Here is a 20440-nt window from a genome sequence, read left to right as displayed (position 1 = left end):
GTCCGTTTCCGCACACTATCGCTGTTCATAAATGGACAAAACAAAGCTTATGTCCACTCTGGCTCAGTATCGACCTGTTAAATCCTGGCTTTGTTTGCTGCAGCCAGCATGCAGGATTACAATGGGCTGAAATCATATATGCCCGCGATCGTTGACCTGAGTTCCTTTTTTTTCATGCCTGCCTCCACTACTGTACAAACCCCGGCACTCAATATTTCCATACTCATCATTGACGATGATCCTGATGTTGCATGCGCAGCCCAGCTCTTATTACGCCGGCATTGTCGGCATGTCAGTGCGCTGACCGATACAGCGCAACTGAGGGCCAGTCTGCAAGCGGCGATGCCGGAAGTGGTTTTGCTGGACATGAATTTCACCCCGGGTCGTACCGATGGTGCCGAGGGACTGTCCTTGCTGAGCCAGTTACGCGCACTCAATCCGGCCCCAGCCATCATCATGATGACTGCCTATGCTGATGTACCTCTGGCTGTAGAAGCCTTGAAACGCGGAGCCTGCGACTTTATTACCAAACCCTGGAATAATGAAAGACTGGTGGCGACAGTGCAGAGCGCGGCAAGTCGCTATGACAAGCAAGGCCTGTCTTTGCAGGACGAGGATTTTCCGGAATTGATGGGACATGCGGCCAGCATGCGCGAGTTGAAATCCATCATCAGGAGCGTGGCGCCGACTGAGGCAAATGTCCTCATCCTTGGTGAAAACGGCACAGGCAAGGAATTGGTGGCGCGTGCCATACACCAGCATTCTGCCCGCAGGGAGGCGACATTTTTGCCTGTCGACATGGGTAGTATACCCGAGTCGACTTTTGAAAGTGAAATGTATGGCCACAAAAAAGGGGCATTCACCGATGCCAGGCAAGACCGGGCAGGTCGTTTTCAAACTGCTGCAGGTGGCGTGCTTTTTCTCGATGAAATTGGTAATTTACCTTTGGGGGCGCAGGCAAAATTACTACATGCGCTGGAGCGCCGCGAAGTCACCCCTATAGGTGCAGACCGGGCTGAGAAAGTCGATGTGCGTATCATCAGCGCCACCAACCTCAATGAAGCCAGTTTGTTCGATGCCACTGTGTTTCGCCCTGACCTCTTGTTTCGCCTCAATACCATCGTCCTGCGCATACCCGCATTGCGTGAGCGGGTGGCTGATATCCCTATGCTGCTGGCGCATTACCTGCAAAGCTATCAGCAACAATATCAAAGACCTGCGCGAAATATTGACAGCAATGCAGTAGCCGCCCTGTCTGTCTATGCCTGGCCAGGCAATGTCAGGGAATTGCGTCATGCTTGTGAGAGAGCGGTGATACTGGCGACCCAGGAAAACTATGTGCTGGCAGATTTTGGTTTGCCATTGGCAGCCATAGACGAGATAAAGCCACCTGCCATACCAGTAGGGGTAACAGAAACCATTATTACCAGCTCTGAATATACACTGGCCGCGCTGGAGCGCCAAACAATCGCCAATGCCATGAGCAAGGCAGAAGGAAATATCAGCCAGGCCGCCAAATTGCTGGGCCTGAGCCGCGCCGCACTCTACCGCAAGCTGGAAAAACATGACATTTGAGCTGAACCTGGTCTGGCGCAGGAAATTGCTGAGTACCTGTGGCATGCTCATCATCGTCGGTGCTGCCATGGCCATGACGTACTTGCATACAGCCGGACAAAGTCAACATTTACTGCGCTGGTCTATAGTCTTTGCCTTGCTGGCTGTTGTTGGTTTGCTGATGTTCACTCTTGGCTTGACCAGCCTTACTGCCCCTAAGGCCAGACCAGACGCTGGCTATTTACCGCCAGCCATGCAGCGTGACGGGCTGCAGCAAGTGGTACTGACACTGGAAAGCCGGCTGGAACACGCCCCCATTGCCCTGTTTTGTGTAGGGAGTAGAGGGCAGGAAAAAAATGTCAGCCCCTTGAATGGCAACGCCCGCCGCCTGATCGCACCGGGCCGTGTCTTTGAGGTCAGCCAGCTCTATGAACAGATTATTGCCCAGGCTGTGGGCAAGCGCAGCATGATTTGTTTTGAAACAGAACAAGGCCAGGAGCGCGCCTTATTGGCCAGCAGCAGTCTCACATTGCAAAGCCAGACACAACTCATCGTTGCATTGATGCCGGTAGAGACAGAGCTGCAAATAGAGGCGCAACAGGCCTGGCAAAAACTCATACGCGTACTCACGCATGAAATCATGAATTCGCTGACACCTGTCGCTTCTTTATCCAGCACTGCGCAAGACATGTTGAGTGATCTACAATTGCCTCAGCAAAGCACCGCCGACCTGGCGCTGGCAATGGATGCCATCAGCAGGCGTGCACATGGCCTGGTCAATTTTGTCGGCAGCTACCGCAGTCTGGCCAATGTGCCTGTCGCGCAGACTGAGAGAGTGCAATTGCAGGCTTTGCTGGCACGCATTTCTTCACTGGTTAGCCCCATGTGGCAGGCCAGAGGAGGGGAAATGCAGTTCAGTGTAGCACCCGCCAATCTGGAGGCCATGCTCGACCCTGCACAACTGGAACAGGCACTCATCAACCTGATTCAAAATGCCTTTGAAGCCACAGCCGCAGTCAAACCTGCCACTGTCCATATACGCGCCCAACTCAGTCGTGGTGCGCGTTTGCGCATAGAAGTCAGTGACAATGGACCAGGGGTGCCCAAGGATTTGATCGCGCACATTTTCACCCCTTTCTTTTCTACCCGTGAACATGGCAGTGGCATAGGTTTGGCTCTGGTCAGGCAGCTAGTGCAGGGTAATGGGGGGACGGTGAGGTATGCGGCTAGTGTGGGTGGTGGGGCGAGGTTTATTATTAGTTTGTGAGGTGCGGGGAGTTTTGTTTGAAGATAACAGTAGTGCAATGACTGGTGATTTTGCTTGGGATGTGTAATTGATTGTATAAAATACTATAAGAGTGACCTGCATCGAAGCTTAAATGGTCGATATTCATTCTCCCAAGCTACGTCATTCCAGCGTGGGGTTGGCTGGAATCTAGCGGGCTTGCGCTCCAGTGGCGTTCGTGATATGCCGTATTGCTCGTTGCATGACTCACTTTGGTTAACACGACTTCCCTCCATGGATGCAAGCCGGGTCTCGGCCCGGCGGCCGAAATTCTTTCTTTGCGTCGCCAAAGAAAGAATTCAAAGAAAGGCGACCCAGGCGTAGCCGCCCCTACGGGGTGCCCATTTGTGCAGTACAAAAAATGGGAAGATCCGAAACTCGCTTCCCTTGCAGGGCGCACAATCGCTTGCAAGCGATTGCCGTTACGCAGGCGAAGTGCATGCACTTCGAAAACCCCTGCTACACCTCAAACAGCGGCTCTTCTTTTTCCATTTTCTGTACAGCACAAATGGCGGCTACACATGGGAACTGCGGAAAGTCAAAAGCAACCCCAAAGTCAAACCCAACAGCAACAGCAACAGCAACAGCAACAGCAACAGCAACAGCAACAGCAACAGCAACAGCAACAGCAACAGCAACAGCAAGGCAGAGGCTCATCGCCCACCTTGCATTTTATTTATGAATAGTGATCAATCATGCATGTCAATTTAAACATTCAACCCACTATGTGATTGTCAATCACATAAACTCTGGCCCGCTCTTTTCTTTACTAGCCCGCGAAATGCACTATATTGGCAGAGTAAGATTGCATGCTTTGCATCAAAGCCAGATATATCAGCGATGCCGGTTTTGATTCAAGTCTTCTATAAGATATAATATGGAAGTATATTGAAAGCTTGGTGTCACATAATGATGTTAAGCTTAATTCACTCTTGCTTCAGCAAGCCGAGCACATGGCCGAATCCACTAAAACGCAACAAGTCCGCGAGTTTTTCATCCAAGGTATTACCAGTGATGGCAAACAATTTCGCCCCAGTGATTGGGCAGAGCGCCTGTGCGGAGCCATGTCCTGTTTCAGTCCTGATGGCGGCAGGAATTCCCACTTGCAGTATTCACCATACGTGCGCCCCATCTTGTTGAATGGCGTACGTTCTGTCGTGGTGAATGAAGCCATACGTGAAATTGAGCCACTGGCTTATCATTTTGTCCTTAGCTTTGCCAAAGATAATGATTTGCAAATTATCGATGCCTGTTTGTTGCCAGACGAGCCCAAGGCTGGCAAATAAGCACCATCATGCTTGATGCTGGATCAAACCAGCCTCATGTCTTTACACTATCACACTGTCTGGTTTTGAAACGCCTCTATCACCTGCTGTCTTAGCCAACGGTTAGCCGGGTCGTTCTCTACATTCTGGTGCCAGTACAAATACACATCCCACGAAGGCATGGCCGCTGGTAGCGGCAATATCTGATTATTGAATTGTTCATTCGCAATACGCGCATAGCCTTCCGGCATGGTCAGCAGCAAATCAGTCTGGCTGACTACCCGGCAAGCGGCAAAATAATGCTGGCAGCGCAGGCGTATGCGTCTTTGCAAGCCCAGACGGCTCAGCTCAAAATCTTCCAGCCCCATGCCTTTACGCCTTGAGCTGGCGAGTATGTGTTCTGCCTGCATATACGTGTCCAGATCCAGCTTGCCCTGTATGACGGGGTGATCGCGTCTTGCCAGGACGACGGTATTGCCTTGCACTACCATCTGGCGATGTATCTCGTTTGGCAATGGCAACAACATATCAATCGCCAGATCCAGGCTGCCAGCGGCCAGTTCGCTGACCAGTTCCCGTCTTTCCACCTGTATCGCCGCCAGATTGATTTGTGGCGCCTGCCGGGTAATGCTTTCCATCAGCGGTGGCAGGGCGGTCGATTCCAATACATCGCGCAAAGCCAGGTTGAACTGTTTGCTTGCCAGTGCCGGGTCAAACTTGTCATTCTCGGTCAGGGTCACTTCCAGTCCGCGCAGGGCTTGCCGCACCGGTTCTATGATGTTGCGCGCCAGTGGGGTCGAAACCATCATCTGCCCCTGGCGTACAAACAAAGGGTCATTGAAGAGTTGCCGCAAGCGGTTCAATGCATGACTGATGGCTGGTTGAGTCAGGTTCAATTGCTGGCTGGCGCGGGTCACGCTGCTCTCGGTATAGATGGCAACAAAGACGGTGAATAGGTTTAGGTCAACGCGAGATAGATGCATAAGATTAATTAATATGGATAATAACTATTCATTTGATCAATTATAGGTGCAGGCTTACACTTTGTTCATTAATTTATAAGTGAAATCTCACAGAGGAAGTAATGGCAGCTTTATATCTGGTCAGGCACGGGCAGGCTTCTTTCGGCAACCAGAACTATGACCAATTGTCTGAACTGGGCGAACAACAGGCAAGGCAATTGGGCCGCTGGTGGGCCGAGCGCGACATGCAGGTATCTCGTGTCGTCACTGGTGCCCTGAAACGGCATCAACAAACCGCGCAAGCCTGTCTGTCCGAAATGCTGCAACAAGACCTGGATTCGCTGGATATGTCTGCCTGGCATTCTGATGCCGGTTTCAACGAGTACAACCATCACGAAGTCCTGGCACGCCATGTCCCAGCCTTTGATGACCCGGCAGCGGTCAAGCATTTCCTCATGAATACGCCGAATGGCAAGCAGGCCTTTCAGGATATTTTTGCCCAGGCCATCAGCCGCTGGATGTCAGGCGAACATGATGCTGAGTATGTAGAAAGCTGGAATGCATTTCGCCAGCGCTGTGTTACTGCCATGCACAAGCAACTGGCGATAACTGATGATGCCAAGAACATTGTCGTCTTTACGTCTGGCGGCACGATCTCAGCCTTATGCCAGCATGTATTAGGCTTTCCTGATCCACGTTTCGCTGAACTCAACTGGTCGCTGGTGAACAGTGGGGTCACTCGTTTTCATTTACAGCCGACAGCAGAAGGCGTATTGCGTCCCACACTGGCTTACCTGAATAATTTTTCACATCTTGAAGTATTGAACAATCCCAAAGCAATCACCTACGTTTAAAGAAATAAGAGAAACGAGAGAGACAGATGACAGCAATGTTTGATTTGACCGGTAAGGTCGCACTGGTCACTGGCGCAAGCCGTGGCATAGGTGAAGCCGTCGCCAAAACCCTGGCTGCCAACGGTGCCTATGTCATCGTGAGCAGCCGCAAGGCAGAAGCTTGCGAAGCCGTGGTGGCTGCGATTATTGCTGCTGGTGGCAAGGCAGAAGCACGAGCCTGCCATATAGGTGAAATGGCGCAGATTGATGCGCTGTTTGCCGACATTACAGCCACTCATGGCAAGCTTGATATTCTGGTCAATAATGCTGCTACCAACCCGCATTTCGGGCATATCACCGAGACCGATGTCAGCGCCTTCCAGAAGACCGTTGATGTCAACATACGCGGCTATTTCTTCATGTCTTCAGCCGGTGCCAAACTGATGGCAAAACATGGCGGCGGCAGCATCATCAATGTGGCTTCCGTCAATGGCGTGGTGCCAGGTGCGATGCAAGGGATTTACTCCATCACCAAGGCAGCAGTCATCGCCATGACCAAATCCTTCGCACAGGAATGTGCGCCCATGGGTGTACGTGTGAATGCCTTGCTGCCAGGCGCGACTGATACCAAGTTTGCCTCGGCCCTGTTCCACAATCCTGTCATTCTCGAAAAAGCATTGACGCGCATACCCATGAAGCGCATTGCCGAACCAGATGAAATGGCAGGCACGGTCTTGTACCTGGCATCGAATGCGTCCAGCTATACCACGGGTGCCTGTATCAATGTTGATGGTGGTTATCTGGTCAGTTAATGCGGCAAGGGAAAGGATTCGATCATGACACCGGCATATGTGGCAAGCAATCCAGATTACGCAATACAGCTAAAGAGTCTGGTGCTGGCCATGCCCATGGCGCAATTGCTGGGGATAGAATTTTTAAAGATAGCGCCGGGTGAAGTGGAACTGGGGATTGCCTGCCGCGAAGAACTCAGTTTCGTACCAGGGAAGATGCAGGCTACCGCCATCTTTGCAGCCGCAGATTTTGCTGGCGTCTCTGCCGCTGGCACTCTGTTACCAGCAGGCTGGATCAATGCCAGTATCGATTGCAATTTGAAGATAGTCGCACCCGCCGATGGTGAAAAATTGCTGGCACGTGGGCGTGTGGTTTCACACAGCAAGTTGTTGACTGTCAGCGCTGCAGAGGTTTTTTCTGTGCGCAATGGCGAAGAAGTTTTATGCGCAACAGCCTTGCTGACAGCGCGCAATTTTGAGCTACAAAGAAAGTAAAGCGGACATAAGCATGTCCATTTAAGAAAACCGAGCAAACTGAATAAACAAGGAAAAGGACACATCATGGATTTTCAATACAGCCCCAAGGTCAAAGATTTGCAGGCACGCCTGATCGCCTTCATGGATGAGCATGTCTATCCAAATGAAAAAACTTTCTTTGGCGAGATCGCTGCCAACCGCAAGACAGGCAATGCCTGGATACCGACCAAGGTGGTTGAGCAACTGAAAGCCAAGGCACGCGATGCCGGTTTGTGGAATCTCTTCCTGCCAGAGTCTGGCCATGGCGCAGGTTTGACCAATCTCGAATATGCACCACTCTGTGAAATCATGGGCCGTGCCGTCTGGGCGCCCGAAGTATTCAATTGTTCAGCACCCGACACCGGCAACATGGAAGTGTTTGCCCGTTACGGCACGCCTGAACATCAGGAGCAATGGCTGAAGCCCTTATTGCGTGGCGAAATTCGTTCCTGCTTTGCCATGACAGAACCCGCAGTCGCCTCGTCTGATGCCACCAATATTGAATCATCCATCGTCCGTGATGGCGATGAGTATGTCATCAATGGTCGTAAATGGTGGTCGTCCGGTGCCAATGATCCACGCTGCAAAGTGTTTATTTTCATGGGCAAGAGTGATCCTGATAATGCTGATCGTCACAAACAGCAATCCATGATTGTCGTGCCGCGTGATACGCCGGGTGTGACTATCTTGCGTGCCTTGCCGGTATTTGGTTATGACGATGCACCGCATGGTCATGGCGAAGTGCTGTTTGAAAACGTGCGCGTGCCCACCTCCAATATTTTGCTGGGTGAAGGCCGTGGCTTTGAAATTGCCCAAGGCCGTCTGGGACCTGGTCGCATCCATCACTGCATGCGTTTGATTGGTCTGGCAGAGCGTGCACTCGAAGACATGTGCAAACGCTCTTTGACACGAGTGGCCTTTGGCAAACGGGTGGCAGAGCAGGGCGTGACGCTGGAGCGTATCGCTAATGCCCGCATCCTCATCGACCAGGCACGTTTCCTGGTCTTGAATGCGGCACAGATGATGGACGCAGTGGGCAATAAGGCAGCAGCCAAAGAAATCGCCATGATCAAGGTAGCAGCTCCAACCATGGCTTGCCAGGTCATAGACTGGGCGATACAGGCGCATGGTGGTGGTGGTGTGTCTGACGATTTTGGTCTGGCATATTCCTATGCACAAGCCCGTACTTTGCGCCTGGCAGATGGCCCGGATGAAGTGCACAGGAATCAAATCGGCAAGATGGAGTTGAAGAAATATACGGAGAAAAAATAATTACTTGTAGTTTCATAAGTGCGATTTACGGGTAGTTCCGGATTGGCTCTTCCTCTTTCTGAGGCAGGGCTTTTCCGACGTTAACTTCCTGGTTGGCTGACATTTTCAAATTATTCTTATAAAGAGAGACAAAAATGCGCGACTTACAACCCTGGATCAAATCTTACCCCGCAGGCGTACACTGGGACGCTGATCTGCCCATCAGCAGTGTGCCGCAATTGCTGCATGATGCCGTCGCCAAATGGCCAGACTTGCCCGCTCTGGAATTCATGGGCAAAAAGACCAGCTATGCAGAATTGCAAAAACTGGTGGACCAGGCTACCAAAGGTTTCCAGCAACTGGGCGTCAAGCCGGGCGTGCATGTGGGCCTGTATCTGCCCAATACCCCGCATTACGTCATCAGCTTCTTTGCGATTTTGCAGGCGGGTGGCACAGTGGTAAATTATTCTCCGCTGGATGCCGAGAAAGTGCTGGAGCATAAAATTGCCGACAGCCATACCGACATGCTGGTGACGCTGGACATGGTCATGCTGTATCCACAAATGGCCAAGATGTTGGGGCATACCCGTCTGCAAAAACTCATCATCGGCAATATCCCGGAAATGACGCCTTATCCGGATGCAGTCAGAGCCAACCTGGACAATGCGACGCAGTTGAGTGTTATCCCTGACGATGCGCAACATCTGCTGTTCGCAAAACTGCTGGACAATGACGGTGATTACACGTCTATCGCTGCCATAGACCCGAAAGCCGCCGTCGCTACCTTGCAATATACTGGCGGCACTACTGGTTTGCCCAAGGGCGCAATGCTCACCCATGGCAACCTGACTGCAGCTTGCAGCCAGATCATGGAAACCACCAATATCGAGCCGCGTGTGCTGCAAGAGGGCAAGGAAAAAGTATTGGCTGTACTGCCCTTATTCCACATCTACGCCTTGACGGTGGATATGTTGTTTGGGATACGCCTGGGGGCAGAAATAGTTTTACACACCCGCTTTGATGTAGATGCCGTGGTCAAAGATCTGGCAAGCAAGAAGATCACCGTCTTTCCAGGCGTGCCCACCATGTATACCGCCATCATCAATCATCCGCAGATCAGGGAATATGATCTCAGCGCTTTGAAGTTCTGTAATTCTGGCGGCGCACCTTTGCCTGCAGAAGTATTGCAACAATTCCAGGCTGTGACGGGCTGTACCTTGCTGGAAGGCTGGGGCATGACCGAGACTTCACCTACCGGTACTTTCACTCCCCTGAGTGGCGTGCGCAAGACGGGTTCCTGCGGTTTGCCCACGCCAGGCATCAGCTTCAAATTTGTCAGTATCGATGACCCACGCCAGGAAGTGGCCTTGGGTGAGCGCGGTGAAATCTGTGTGGCTGGGGCGAATATCATGAAGGGCTACTGGAACAAGCCAGATGCCACTCGTGAAGCCTTCACTGCGGATGCTTACTTCCGCACTGGTGACGTGGGTTATATGGATGCCGATGGTTTCGTGTATATCGTCGACCGCACCAAGGATATGATTTTGTCGGGTGGTTATAACGTTTATCCACGCAATATCGAAGAAGCAATTTATGAACACCCGGCGGTAGCTGAAGTCAGCGTCATTGGCATTCCCGACACTTATCGCGGGCAGGCTGCCAAGGCCTTTATCAAACTCAAGGCAGGGCAGGTGGCTTTCAGTTTTGATGAATTGAAAGACTTCCTCAAAGACAGGCTGGGCAAGCATGAGATGCCGCAAGCCATGGATATACGCGCAGAGTTGCCGAAAACCCCGGTAGGGAAATTATCGAAAAAAGAATTATATGAAGAAGAGGCAAGGAAACGAGCCGCTACCTGATTAAACCAGTTTTGTGCTTTTCTGCGACTTTCTAACACTTCCCGGAAAGTCGCAGTTTTTTTATACTCTATTTGCTCTTGCCAGAAATCTTGTCTTTTACCTGCATTTGCAGCGTCTGCAAGTCCTTGGCGCTATGTGCAACGACAATAGTCCTGGTATCAGTTGTCTGGCTTTGGCTGCTGACCTTTAGTTCTGGCACGGCTTTTCTGGGTCTGACAGGTTGAGGATGTCGTAAGAAGAACATGGCTTGCTCCTTGAATTGAAGAGGCAGATGGGGATTTTGTATACAATTTCAAGCCAGATGTTTTCTGTACTCAGGCGCGCTTGCTTTCTCTCAAAGGATCATGAGGGTGGCATTTGCCACCAGCCTTGCTGCTATATTGTTGGCCTAAATCTGTAGTCAGGTTGACAGTGACGATATAAGGATTGCCAGAGCCGTAACGAAAATAGTCCATGTCTTTGTCATGGTCTGGCAGGAAATTGATGACTATCTCTACTTTTTCCAGCCAGCTTGGCGGGAGCTCCTGTCTTGTCATGCGTGCTGCCAGTCTCACTCTGTAGTCATGCATGACAGCGTCAAACGCAGTACTCGCGGGCATACATGCGATGTTTAACACATCAAGCTGTATCACAGTCACTGACTGCGCAATGGCAAAACTGCAAAGCTTGCCTATCGCCCAGTAACCAGCGAGGTCATTGTTGCGACTATTGAATGAACTGGCCAGGCCTGCAGCCAGATTCTTGATTTGCTTTCTGCCTGCCATCTATGTTGTCCCAGTTCTCAGTCATTCAGCGGCCATGTGGCTCCAGGTTTGGTAAAGCTTCTTTATCACGTACATAACGGTCCAGCCATTCCCGCATAAGACGATCGGCTTCTTTTCTATGTTCAGTCAGGGAGTGGTCGCCACCATCAAACATGACCAGGCGAAATGGATGCTTGTTTTCCAGCAGCTTGCTGGCCATGGTCAGTGTACGGGCAGGGTTGACACGCCAGTCGGCACTGCCTTGCGTCAACAGCAAGGGAGTTTTCTTGTTCAGCTTATCCACCCATAAGATGGCAGAGCGGCTGGCCTCGGCTGCGGTTTTGTCTTTGGCATAGTCTGGTATCAAGTCTTCCAGCACTTGTCCCATCTCAGGCCTGTCCTTGAGCATGCCGCTCAGATCTGTGACGCCTGCATCCACGACGGCGGCGGTAATCTGATCGGTCCTGGTCAAGGCCAGGTAGGTATTGATGGCACCGCGGCTGCGCCCGACCATGCCTATGCGGCTGCTATCGACTTGTGGATTTTCTTTTAGCAAAGGCAGCAGATTGAGGACGTCATTGACATCCCTGCCTCCAAACTCGTCCTTGCCTTCACTACCCATGCTGCCACGGTAATTGCTGGCTACCACCACATACCCCCAGGAGGCGATGCGGGCTAATACAGCCGCTGCTGCCGTGTCGGTGACTGCTCCCAGCGTGCCATTGCCACCGCGATTGAAGATGATGGCCGGTAGTTTGCTGCCAACCCTGGGTGACAGCATATAGCCCTTGATCTTCAAGCCATCGCTCAGGTAAGTGATGGCTTGTATGTCAACCGCAGCCAGGATTTGCGGCAGGTCAGGCATGTTCGCTTGCAGTTTTTTTACATCTTCTTCTTTTAACTCTACTGTACTTGTGTCAAGTAACTTGCCATCTTGCGCCCGGCTTATGCCAGGTATTGCTAGCAGCAAGGATAAACTCAGCAGCAATGCACACATATGCATGTACTTGCTGGCAGATATTCGGATGATAGATGTAGACATAGCAAGCGAGGATGGATATCTTAAAAACAATAGTCTAACAGCATCCTTATCGTTTCTTAAGCCAGTTCAGTCAGAGCCATACCTAAGTCTGGGTAGCTAAACACAAAGCCCAATTCGAGCAAGCGCTTGGGTACGACGCGCTGGCCTTCCAGCAGCAAATCTGCCTGTTCACCAAGAGCCAGTCGCATGGGCCAGCCTGGTGTAGGGAAAAAGCTGGGCCTGTGCAATACCCTGGCAGCAATCTGGCTGAACTGCTTTTGCCTGACAGCCTGCGGAGCTGTGAAGTTGATAGCATTGTCATTGTCCAGTGTTGCTTCATGCTGCCAGACATGGGCAATGCCACGTAGCACATCATGCACATGTATCCACGACTGCCATTGTTTGCCACTGCCTAGTGCGCCACCCAGGCCCAGCTTGATGGGCAAGAGCATCATGCCCAGTGCACCTTGCTGGCCCAGTACCACCCCCAGACGCAGTTTGGCGACCTTGACACCATCGTGAGCGGCAGCCTGGTTGGCCTGTTCCCATTCCTGGCATAACTCAGACATGAAGATGGCTTGTGGCGGGGCAGTTTCATCCAGTTCCCTGTCATCGCCCGGTGCTTGTATGCCGTAGTAGCCGATGGCAGAGGCTGCCAGCAAAAGCCTGGGTTTGTGTTCTGCACGACTGATCCATTCCGTGATTTGCCTGGTCAGGCCGGTACGGCTCTGGCGCAACTCGGCCTTGCGCTTTTCTGACCAGCGCCAGCCCAGTATGCGTTCGCCAGCCAGGTTGATGATGACATCCACGCGTTGATTGGCTGGCAGTTCCCGCATGCTGGTTATGGCCCTGACTTTGCCATCAAATTTCCAGCTGGCTTGTTTGGGTTTGCGGCTGAGTATGGTCACTTGCTGGCCATCTGCCAAGAGAGCCTTGACCAGCAGGCTGCCAATAAAACCGGTGGCCCCGGTGACCAGCACCTGTTCAGATTTATCGCTGAAATGGATGGGTGTCATCTGCTTTTCCCTGACGGATAGCCTGCCCAGGCGCAAAGCCGCAAGGCCATCGCGTATACCGGAAAGACCTACACCCACGCCGCACAGAGCCAGAAACACACTGAGCCAGCCCTGCGGCTGCCATAACATTTGTGTAGGTGCATGTAGCCAGTCTGGAGTATTCACTACCAGCAAGGTGATGAAGGCTCCACCATTGATGGCAAGTATCGTGTGGGTCACGCGTTCAGTGGCGGGCAAGAGCCGGGTCTGGTCTTCAATCACAAAGTCCCATAAGGTCAGAATGATCTCTATGCCAAATACCAGTAATAGCACGATGGCCCATGCGCCTTGCCATGTCCAGGCTGACAAACCGACGAAGAGCAGGCTGTAGATAAGGGCGCGGGTGGCATGTATGCCCAGTTCTTTGCGGGCACTGGCACGTTGCGGCAAGGCCTCTGTCAGTTCGTGGTGATACAGGGTATCGAAAGCGCCAAGCAAGCCTTGTGCGGCCATTAATTGCAGGGCGATTAAATGGGTGTTCATGATGCAGCCTCAGTATGGATTTCCTTGAAAACGCCGACCTGGGTAAAGGTGCGGCCAAACAAGGCATGTTTGATTTCTATACGAATATTGAATTGCTCAGGGTTGTCATTGCGATGACATAGATAAGTTTTGCCGGGTGTGAAAATGCCGGGTATGGGAATCCTGTAGCCCAGCACATCCCAGAAATAGCCATCACTGGTGAAGTAGAGATTGCCCTCATGCACATGCAGGACGAGCTTCATACCCAGGCCCATGCCCACATATTCGAGTACCTCGCCTTTTTCACTTTCCTGCATATACGAGGTGAACTGTATCGGCGGCCTATTGTGCAAGCGGTATATCCTTTGTTTGAAAATCGAAGGGCAATCTGGTTTGGAATACACCATGATATCGACCGGGAAGTCATGATCGGTATACGGAATCAAGGCTCCGGCTATCATGGGTTTGGTCAGGTGGCCCAGGAGTTTGCCTATTTTGGAGCAACTTAATTCACTAAGCACGCCTGTGTAATACAGTGGTTTTCCAGGTTCAGGATTCTTGGCAAACCGGGCCTGGATATCCGGGTGCAGTTTCAGCCATTCCTTGCCCAGGATTTTTCTGAATAATTCGCCTTCAGACGGGATGGAGTTGATATCTTGCTTCATGCTTTTCTTTCGGTTGCAGGCGCATCCATTTTCCATAAAATGAACAGAGGAGAGATCATACCCAGCACAGCAAATGCATCTATCCAGACATTGATCTGCATATCTGCCTGCATGGAAATCAACATGTCCTGCGGTGCCCATACCAGGATGCCTATCATCAGCCATAGCCAGGCAAAGCGGCTGCGATGTTGATTTCCCAAGTAAATCAATGCACCCATCCACAAGCCTACGGTTTGTACGGTGGCACCAAACAGGCTCATCCACCAGACCTGCATATGGCGCGCCGCATCCGGCGCAGCCTGCGGCCAGAAGTGACTTTCTATGAGCTGATGATAAACCTCAACCAGACCAGTGCTGCTGAGCCACGGTAGCAAGACGCCGATAATGAAATGGATAAAAGCAGCTGCATACAGCCAGCGGATCAACCATGGTCTGAGATGCTGTTGTGATAATGGCATTAATTTTCCTTTATTTCTTTAATTTCTGTCGTTACAGAAATTAAAGATTAATTAAGGGCGTATGTCAAGCAATTTACGGCATATCTTTCTGGTCAAGCCATGGCGTACAATCCACGCTGCATCCATCTTCCACAAACCAAGCGCATAAAAAAATGAAAGTCCTGCTCGTCGAAGACGACCCCATGATAGGCGAAAACATACAGATAGCCCTCGAAAACGAGGCCAATCTGGTTGACTGGCTCAGCAATGGTGACGCTGCCGAGACTGCCTTGCAATTTCATAGCTATGATGTGATGTTGCTGGACCTGAGCCTGCCACAACGTGACGGCATGGAAATTTTAAAAGCCCTGCGCAAGCGTGGCGATACCTTGCCAGTGCTGGTCATGACTGCCCGTGATGCGGTGCCTGACAGAGTGCGTGGCCTGCACGCTGGCGCTGATGATTATCTGATCAAACCCTTTGATCTTGATGAGTTGATAGCCCGCATGCATGCCCTGGTGCGGCGTGCCCGCGGCCGTACCGATACGTCTTATATTTGTGGCGAGATTGTCGTTGACACCACCACCCGGCAAGTGTTTAACGGTGCTGAACAAGTCATACTCTCATCCCGCGAGTGGACCATACTCGATGCCCTGGTGGCCCGCCCTGGTGCCATACTCTCGCGCAGTCGTCTGGAAGACCAATTGTTTGGTGCCACTTCAGAAATAGAAAGCAATGCAGTCGAAGTGTACATCCACGGCTTGCGGAAAAAACTGGGACAAAAATTCATCGTCAATGTGCGTGGCGTGGGTTATATGGTTGAGAAAAGCGTGGTTGAGAAAAGCGTGGCAGAGAAAAGCACATGAAGTCTTTGCGCCTGCAAATGATGCTCTTGTTCGGCATCGCCATCCTGGCTGCGGCTGCCTTGCAGTTTGCCAGCTCACTGCATGCCGCCATCGGTGAAGCCAACAAGCTGTTTGATTATCACATGCAGCAAATGGCACTGGCCTTGCAGGATGGTGATTTTGAGCAGGTGGACTGGCATAATTTGCCCGGCACTGAACTTGATGACTTTGATTTTGTCGTGCAAGTCTGGTCAGAAGATGGTGCCAGGGTTTACCAGTCACGGCAGCACCGCAGCCTGCCTAAGCAAGCTGCGCTAGGCTATTCAACGGTGACGCTGGAAAACGGCGACTGGCGCGTGTATGCCGCAGAAGAAAACAAGCGTGTCATCCAGGTGGCGCAAAAGATGGCTTCACGCAGGGACCGTGCCATATCTTTTGCACTGAGTACCTTGTGGCCGGTGATACCTGTCTCCTTGCTCCTGTTTTGCGCAGTCTGGTGGGGTATTAATTCTGTGCTGGCACCATTGAATCGCATAGGCAAAGAGCTGGCCAACCGCAATGCCAATTCTACTGAGCCAGTATCGTCAGACGGCGTTCCAAAAGAAGTATCCTTGCTGGTGACAGAATTGAATTCCCTATTGAATCGCATGGGCCTGGCGATACAGTCGCAACAACGTTTTGTTGCGGATGCAGCCCATGAACTCAGGTCACCTATCACTGCCTTGCGCTTGCAAGTGCAAAATCTCGGCAGGGTCAAAGATGAAAAAAATCACGAGCAAGCCATCCAGCGCCTGCTTGGTGGCGTAGATCGCGCCTCGCGCCTGGTTGAACAATTGCTGGCGCTGGCCAGGCAAGACCCTACTTCACAAGCCAGCCTTAGTTTTCAAAACATCACGCTGAACACTTGCATAGAGCAGGCGGTCAGTGATGTCATGCCCTTTGCGCAATCGAGAAAAATCACCATCAATGCGGAAATGGATAAGCCTACTGAACTGCAAGGTGACAGCGAAAGCCTGCGCATCATGATACGCAATCTGCTCGACAATGCCGTTCGCTATATACAGGAAGAGGGCAGGGTACAGATCAGTCTCAGCCATGACAAGGACGGCTTGCGGCTTGGCATACAGGACACTGGGGATGGCATTGCGCCAGAAGAGCGTGAACGCATCTTTGATCGATTTTATCGCGTCGCAGGGACGAACAAAAGCGGCAGTGGCCTGGGCCTGGCCATCGCCAAGGCGATTGCTGACCGCCACCATGCCACTATCAGCCTGGCGGATGCCGCCCTGGGCGGGCTGGAGGTGATTATCCTGTTTCCGGCTTCACATACACTGTCAGGCTGAAAAAATGCTCACATTTTTGAAAAAATTCTGTGTTTGATTGATAGCAATCTGGTTTTTTAAGATTCGCCTAAGTTTCCTGAGGCAAGATGGCGTTGCTTCATACTACCTGGTAGCGTCTCGCTTATGCGCCAGGTCTGAATCGACCAATTAAAAATTTAGAGGGTATTTACATGCGTGCAATCAACACAATCAAAAGCGCCGCCGGTCTGGTAGCAGTTGCAGTTTTATTGGCAGCTTGCAGTACACCGATCAAACCGCCTGAGCAAACACCACCACCTCCGCCTGCTAAAAAGGAAGAGCCTGCCGCTAAAAATGATCGTGATATAAAATCCTTAGTCGTGAAAGATGAGTTGGATGATCCTAATAGCCCATTGGCAAAACGCAGCGTCTATTTTGATTTCGACCAATATGTCGTCAAAACTGAATACAGTGGCACGGTTAACGCTCACTCTAAATATCTGAGCGCCAACAAAGGTAAAAAAATCCTGATTCAGGGTAATACCGACGAACGTGGTGGCCGTGAATACAATCTGGCGCTGGGCCAGAAACGTGCTGAAGCTGTGCGTAAATCCATGGCTTTGCTGGGTGTGCCAGAAGCGCAAATGGAAGCAGTTTCTCTGGGCAAGGAAAAGCCAAAAGCGATGGGCAGCGATGAAGCATCCTGGGCAGAAAACCGTCGTGCAGATATACTCTACTCAAGCAAATAATTGTTAACAGTGCTAAAAAATGGCCTGAAAACCAGCTTGTGTCTGATAGTGAAATCTTACTAAAATCTTACTAATTAATGCCAGCTGGTTTTATAATGCTGGCGCAAAGTTGTTGCGGCCTGTTGCCATGCTTCTGTGGCACTACCGTAGCGATTTTTCGTCAGCCTTATTTATTTAATCCCGTGACAGAATTGATGTGCCCAGATGTTGAAGCCCAAGTTGCTTGTTGTACTGATGTTGTATTGTGGCAGCCTGTCTGCCATGCAGTTGAATTCCCAAAATGCCATTGTTGTTGATGAGCGCAATGGTCAGGTTTTGTTGGCAAAAAATGCAGATACGGTTGTCCCGATTGCCTCGCTGACCAAACTCATGACAGCCATGGTGCTGCTCGACAGCAAGGCCAATATGGACGAAAAAATCTCCATAGAAGAAGAGGATAAAGACCAGCTCAAGCATAGCCGTTCCCATGTGCCAATAGGCTCAAGTATCACGCGCCGGGAAGCCTTGCAACTGGCACTGATGTCTTCCGATAATCGTGCGGCGGCTTCGCTGGCACGTACTTACCCCGGTGGTAATGGCGCCTTCCTGGTGGCGGTCAAATCCAAACTGATCGCGCTGGGTATGGGGCATACCTTTATTCGCGAAGCCACCGGCTTGTCACCAGAAAACACCTCGACAGCAGCGGACCTGGTCAAGATGGCGCAAGCTGCATCGCGTTATCCTGAGATCGCCGATATCACCACCGACAGTGAAGACACTATTTCCCTCAAGGATGGTCGTAGTCGTGAATTCCATAACACCAATCGCCTGGTAGGTAAAAAAGGCTGGGATGTCTTGTTATCCAAAACCGGTTTCACCAATGAGGCAGGGAGTTGCCTCATCATGCGTGTAAAAATGGCGGGCAAGAAAGCCACTATGGTCTTACTGAATGCCAGGGCCAGTTCAGCCAGACTGATGGACGCTTTGAATATTGGGCGATTGCTGGAGAATAAACCGCCAGAGTCGAAAGTTGAAAAGAGACTCCGGCATGTACGGCACCACTAGCGCCCGCCTTGCAAGCTAATCCTTGCGCAGGCCCTCAACTGCTTTCAGTTCAGTCGAGCGATCAATAGCCTGGTTGGTATTGGCAAACATATTATTGGTGGGCAGTTTGATTTCTATATCTGATACAGCGCCGACTTTGATCACAGCCTGACTAAGGCTGAGCGCCAATACGTGGCCACCGGCTTTGTGATCATTTGAGAGATAATGCCAATGGTAACCTGGCACATTGAAGCCTTTGGAAAAAGCGGGGCTACGGAAAGCAACCAGTACGCCCCTGGTATTGCTGAAATTAAACAATGTCTGTGTCTTGGTGACTTCGGCCAGTGGCTTGTAGGGTTTATCTTGAGGTGATATGGCACGTGTTGTCAATTCTTTGAACTCAGCCTCGACCCGGATCGCATAGAAAAGATTCTTGTTTTCCAAACGCTGGTCCAGCATTTCTTCCAGTTCTTTCATGCTGGTTTCCTTACTGACTTCATACCTGTAGTCGGTATTGAATTTGGTGACAACAGCAAATGGCGTCAATTGCTTGCCACTGGCTTTTGCTACAGTGCCGTCAGCTTTGAACTGGAAGACTTCACCATCAAGCACGATCATCTCTCCATCAACACGATTAAAAGTGCCAATGCCAAAGTCACCCTTGCGCTTGAGTTCATCTACCGTCAGTTCACCTTCATAGGCACCCGCCAGTAGCGCGTCAATTGTGGCGTACTGAAAGGCCTTATGTTCCAGCGGCTTTTGCGCGTGGCTCAGTGTGGTCGCAAGGATAAGCAGGGATGCCAGGCTCAAATTTTTCATGTTCATGATGGGAAATAAAGGTGATGAATCGATGGTGGAAGCCAGCTTTTGACCCTTGGTCAAGCTTGTGCTTTTTGTCGCTGAACCATGCTGAAATGACATGGCAATCCAAATTAGATAATTCTCTGGTTAAATAGGAAAGTATGCATTATGCTGCAAAAAACTCCTGAAGCACGATATAAAACTGCAAACTTTCATGCATCATAAAATAATGCATGATGAATTTTGTCACTTCCTTTTAGAAAAAACCATGAAAAAGAATTGTGTAAAGAACGTCTTGCTACTTTTGGGATTGGCTGTAAGCATGCATGGGCATGCGCAGGATGGGGCCAACGGTGTGGCGATCCAGCTACAAATCGAAATAAGCAAGGCCAAAGGTGCAGAGCTCAGGCCGCGCTCAAAAGCGCTGGTAGAGCTGGTTAGTGCCAAACAACTTGCCGAGGCTGAGCGCACGGCTGCCTCTTTGCGTAAGGAGTATGAGGCTATATTTGATCGTAGCCTGAAACAATATTCATTTCAGACAAAAACCGAATATGACGAGTTCAGGAAAACGCATCCTGAAAATTTCGAATGGATAGACTGGGGCTATCAGCAATGCTTGCAAATGCAAACTTTCATCGCTGCAGAAAAGCGTGACTTCGTCACTGCCCTGGCATTCGCCAAAGAGATGAATGTACTGGCACCGATTTCAGCTGCAACAGCCGCGGAGACGGGCTATATCCTGAACCAGAGTGGCAAGTCTGCCGAGGCTTTGATTGCCTACACCGAGGCCAATGAGCTTGCGCGTGCTTATGCATCACAAGGCCCTTTCCGCGCTGCTGCATTGCGCGGCATGGGTTTCGCACTGATAGATTTGAAGCGTCTTGAGGATGCAGAGCTGAGATTGCTGGAATCGCTGCAAGTGGAGCCAGGTAACAAGGTTGCGCTCAATGAACTGGCTTATATACGTGATTTGCGCTCCAGGAAGTAAAACAGAAAAACCCTTGCTCCCGTAGTGAGAACGA

The 20440-nt window shown here is 51.0% G+C and carries 22 protein-coding genes; 14 read left to right on the top strand and 8 right to left on the bottom strand.

The features are described 5' to 3' along the window. Positions 1-138 precede the first annotated feature (138 nt). The 4 genes from ACO0LC_RS08325 to ACO0LC_RS08310 all read left to right on the top strand — a co-directional run bounded on the left by ACO0LC_RS08325 (position 139) and on the right by ACO0LC_RS08310 (position 4125). Positions 139-1575 carry a sigma-54-dependent transcriptional regulator gene (locus ACO0LC_RS08325; RefSeq protein ID WP_423002191.1) on the top strand — a complete coding sequence of 479 codons (1437 nt, stop codon included), beginning with the start codon at positions 139-141 and terminating at the stop codon, positions 1573-1575. Continuing rightward, positions 1565-2821 (top strand): sensor histidine kinase, encoded by a 1257-nt coding sequence (locus tag ACO0LC_RS08320; protein ID WP_423002190.1) that lies wholly within the window; start codon positions 1565-1567, stop codon positions 2819-2821. The genes ACO0LC_RS08325 and ACO0LC_RS08320 overlap by 11 nt, the downstream gene beginning before the upstream one ends. Before the next feature lie 457 nt (positions 2822-3278). Continuing rightward, a complete protein-coding gene (locus tag ACO0LC_RS08315) occupies positions 3279-3521 on the top strand; it encodes a hypothetical protein (protein ID WP_423002189.1) in 243 nt (80 codons plus the stop codon). A 271-nt stretch (positions 3522-3792) separates the two neighbouring features. After that, entirely contained in the window at positions 3793-4125 is a 333-nt protein-coding gene (locus ACO0LC_RS08310) for a DUF3579 domain-containing protein (protein WP_423002188.1), read from the top strand. Between the two features lie 50 nt (positions 4126-4175). On the opposite strand, the gene ACO0LC_RS08305 is transcribed toward ACO0LC_RS08310, so the two are convergent. Continuing rightward, positions 4176-5087 carry a LysR family transcriptional regulator gene (locus ACO0LC_RS08305; protein ID WP_423002187.1) on the bottom strand — a complete coding sequence of 304 codons (912 nt, stop codon included), beginning with the start codon at positions 5085-5087 and terminating at the stop codon, positions 4176-4178. A 101-nt stretch (positions 5088-5188) separates the two neighbouring features. Here ACO0LC_RS08305 and ACO0LC_RS08300 point away from each other — a divergent pair, with 101 nt between their 5' ends. The 5 genes from ACO0LC_RS08300 to ACO0LC_RS08280 all read left to right on the top strand — a co-directional run bounded on the left by ACO0LC_RS08300 (position 5189) and on the right by ACO0LC_RS08280 (position 10316). Next, on the top strand, positions 5189-5920 hold the full coding sequence (locus tag ACO0LC_RS08300; RefSeq protein WP_423002186.1) for a histidine phosphatase family protein: 732 nt from the start codon (positions 5189-5191) through the stop codon (positions 5918-5920). A gap of 26 nt (positions 5921-5946) precedes the next feature. Beyond that, positions 5947-6711, top strand: a complete 765-nt coding sequence (locus tag ACO0LC_RS08295; protein ID WP_423002185.1) for an SDR family oxidoreductase — start codon at positions 5947-5949, stop codon at positions 6709-6711. 24 nt (positions 6712-6735) lie between these two features. Beyond that, positions 6736-7185 (top strand): PaaI family thioesterase, encoded by a 450-nt coding sequence (locus ACO0LC_RS08290; protein ID WP_423002184.1) that lies wholly within the window; start codon positions 6736-6738, stop codon positions 7183-7185. 66 nt (positions 7186-7251) lie between these two features. Then, on the top strand, positions 7252-8478 hold the full coding sequence (locus tag ACO0LC_RS08285; RefSeq protein WP_423002183.1) for an acyl-CoA dehydrogenase: 1227 nt from the start codon (positions 7252-7254) through the stop codon (positions 8476-8478). A 134-nt stretch (positions 8479-8612) separates the two neighbouring features. Further along, positions 8613-10316 carry a long-chain-fatty-acid--CoA ligase gene (locus ACO0LC_RS08280; protein ID WP_423002182.1) on the top strand — a complete coding sequence of 568 codons (1704 nt, stop codon included), beginning with the start codon at positions 8613-8615 and terminating at the stop codon, positions 10314-10316. 67 nt (positions 10317-10383) lie between these two features. Here the strand turns inward: ACO0LC_RS08280 and ACO0LC_RS08275 are convergent, their stop codons facing one another. From ACO0LC_RS08275 to ACO0LC_RS08250, 6 genes are all read right to left on the bottom strand, one after another. Then, entirely contained in the window at positions 10384-10560 is a 177-nt protein-coding gene (locus ACO0LC_RS08275) for a hypothetical protein (protein ID WP_423002181.1), read from the bottom strand. A 70-nt stretch (positions 10561-10630) separates the two neighbouring features. Next, positions 10631-11080: a hypothetical protein gene (locus ACO0LC_RS08270; RefSeq protein ID WP_423002180.1), complete on the bottom strand. Its 450-nt coding sequence runs from the start codon at positions 11078-11080 to the stop codon at positions 10631-10633. Between the two features lie 25 nt (positions 11081-11105). Then, positions 11106-12101 carry an alpha/beta hydrolase family protein gene (locus ACO0LC_RS08265; RefSeq protein ID WP_423002179.1) on the bottom strand — a complete coding sequence of 332 codons (996 nt, stop codon included), beginning with the start codon at positions 12099-12101 and terminating at the stop codon, positions 11106-11108. A 56-nt stretch (positions 12102-12157) separates the two neighbouring features. Then, positions 12158-13618 carry a TIGR01777 family oxidoreductase gene (locus ACO0LC_RS08260; RefSeq protein ID WP_423002178.1) on the bottom strand — a complete coding sequence of 487 codons (1461 nt, stop codon included), beginning with the start codon at positions 13616-13618 and terminating at the stop codon, positions 12158-12160. Continuing rightward, complete coding sequence (locus ACO0LC_RS08255) at positions 13615-14262, bottom strand: DUF4166 domain-containing protein (protein ID WP_423002177.1); 648 nt, start codon at positions 14260-14262, stop codon at positions 13615-13617. The genes ACO0LC_RS08260 and ACO0LC_RS08255 overlap by 4 nt, the downstream gene beginning before the upstream one ends. Further along, positions 14259-14720: a cell division protein gene (locus tag ACO0LC_RS08250; RefSeq protein WP_423002176.1), complete on the bottom strand. Its 462-nt coding sequence runs from the start codon at positions 14718-14720 to the stop codon at positions 14259-14261. Before ACO0LC_RS08250 ends, ACO0LC_RS08255 begins: the two co-directional genes overlap by 4 nt. Positions 14721-14872: 152 nt before the next feature. Between ACO0LC_RS08250 and ACO0LC_RS08245 the strand changes: the two genes are divergently transcribed. From ACO0LC_RS08245 to ACO0LC_RS08230, 4 genes are all read left to right on the top strand, one after another. Next, positions 14873-15565, top strand: coding sequence for a response regulator (locus ACO0LC_RS08245; protein WP_423002175.1), 693 nt, complete (start codon positions 14873-14875; stop codon positions 15563-15565). Continuing rightward, the gene (locus ACO0LC_RS08240; RefSeq protein WP_423002174.1) at positions 15562-16887 is read left to right on the top strand and encodes an ATP-binding protein; all 1326 of its coding nucleotides are present in this window, start codon (positions 15562-15564) and stop codon (positions 16885-16887) included. The genes ACO0LC_RS08245 and ACO0LC_RS08240 overlap by 4 nt, the downstream gene beginning before the upstream one ends. 179 nt (positions 16888-17066) lie before the next feature. After that, positions 17067-17594, top strand: coding sequence for a peptidoglycan-associated lipoprotein Pal (gene pal, locus ACO0LC_RS08235; protein WP_423002439.1), 528 nt, complete (start codon positions 17067-17069; stop codon positions 17592-17594). A gap of 204 nt (positions 17595-17798) precedes the next feature. Beyond that, a complete protein-coding gene (locus ACO0LC_RS08230) occupies positions 17799-18638 on the top strand; it encodes a serine hydrolase (RefSeq protein WP_423002173.1) in 840 nt (279 codons plus the stop codon). A gap of 15 nt (positions 18639-18653) precedes the next feature. Here ACO0LC_RS08230 and budA read toward each other — a convergent pair whose 3' ends face one another. Next, on the bottom strand, positions 18654-19442 hold the full coding sequence (gene budA / locus ACO0LC_RS08225) for an acetolactate decarboxylase (protein ID WP_423002172.1): 789 nt from the start codon (positions 19440-19442) through the stop codon (positions 18654-18656). A 244-nt stretch (positions 19443-19686) separates the two neighbouring features. Between budA and ACO0LC_RS08220 the strand changes: the two genes are divergently transcribed. Beyond that, positions 19687-20406, top strand: a complete 720-nt coding sequence (locus tag ACO0LC_RS08220) for a hypothetical protein (protein ID WP_423002171.1) — start codon at positions 19687-19689, stop codon at positions 20404-20406. Positions 20407-20440 lie beyond the last annotated feature (34 nt).

It is taken from the genome of Undibacterium sp. JH2W (assembly GCF_049340425.1).
In the GTDB taxonomy this organism is placed as follows: domain Bacteria; phylum Pseudomonadota; class Gammaproteobacteria; order Burkholderiales; family Burkholderiaceae_D; genus Undibacterium.
The sequence above is the reverse complement of the archived record's forward strand: the minus strand, read 5'-3'. Positions and strand labels throughout refer to the sequence as shown.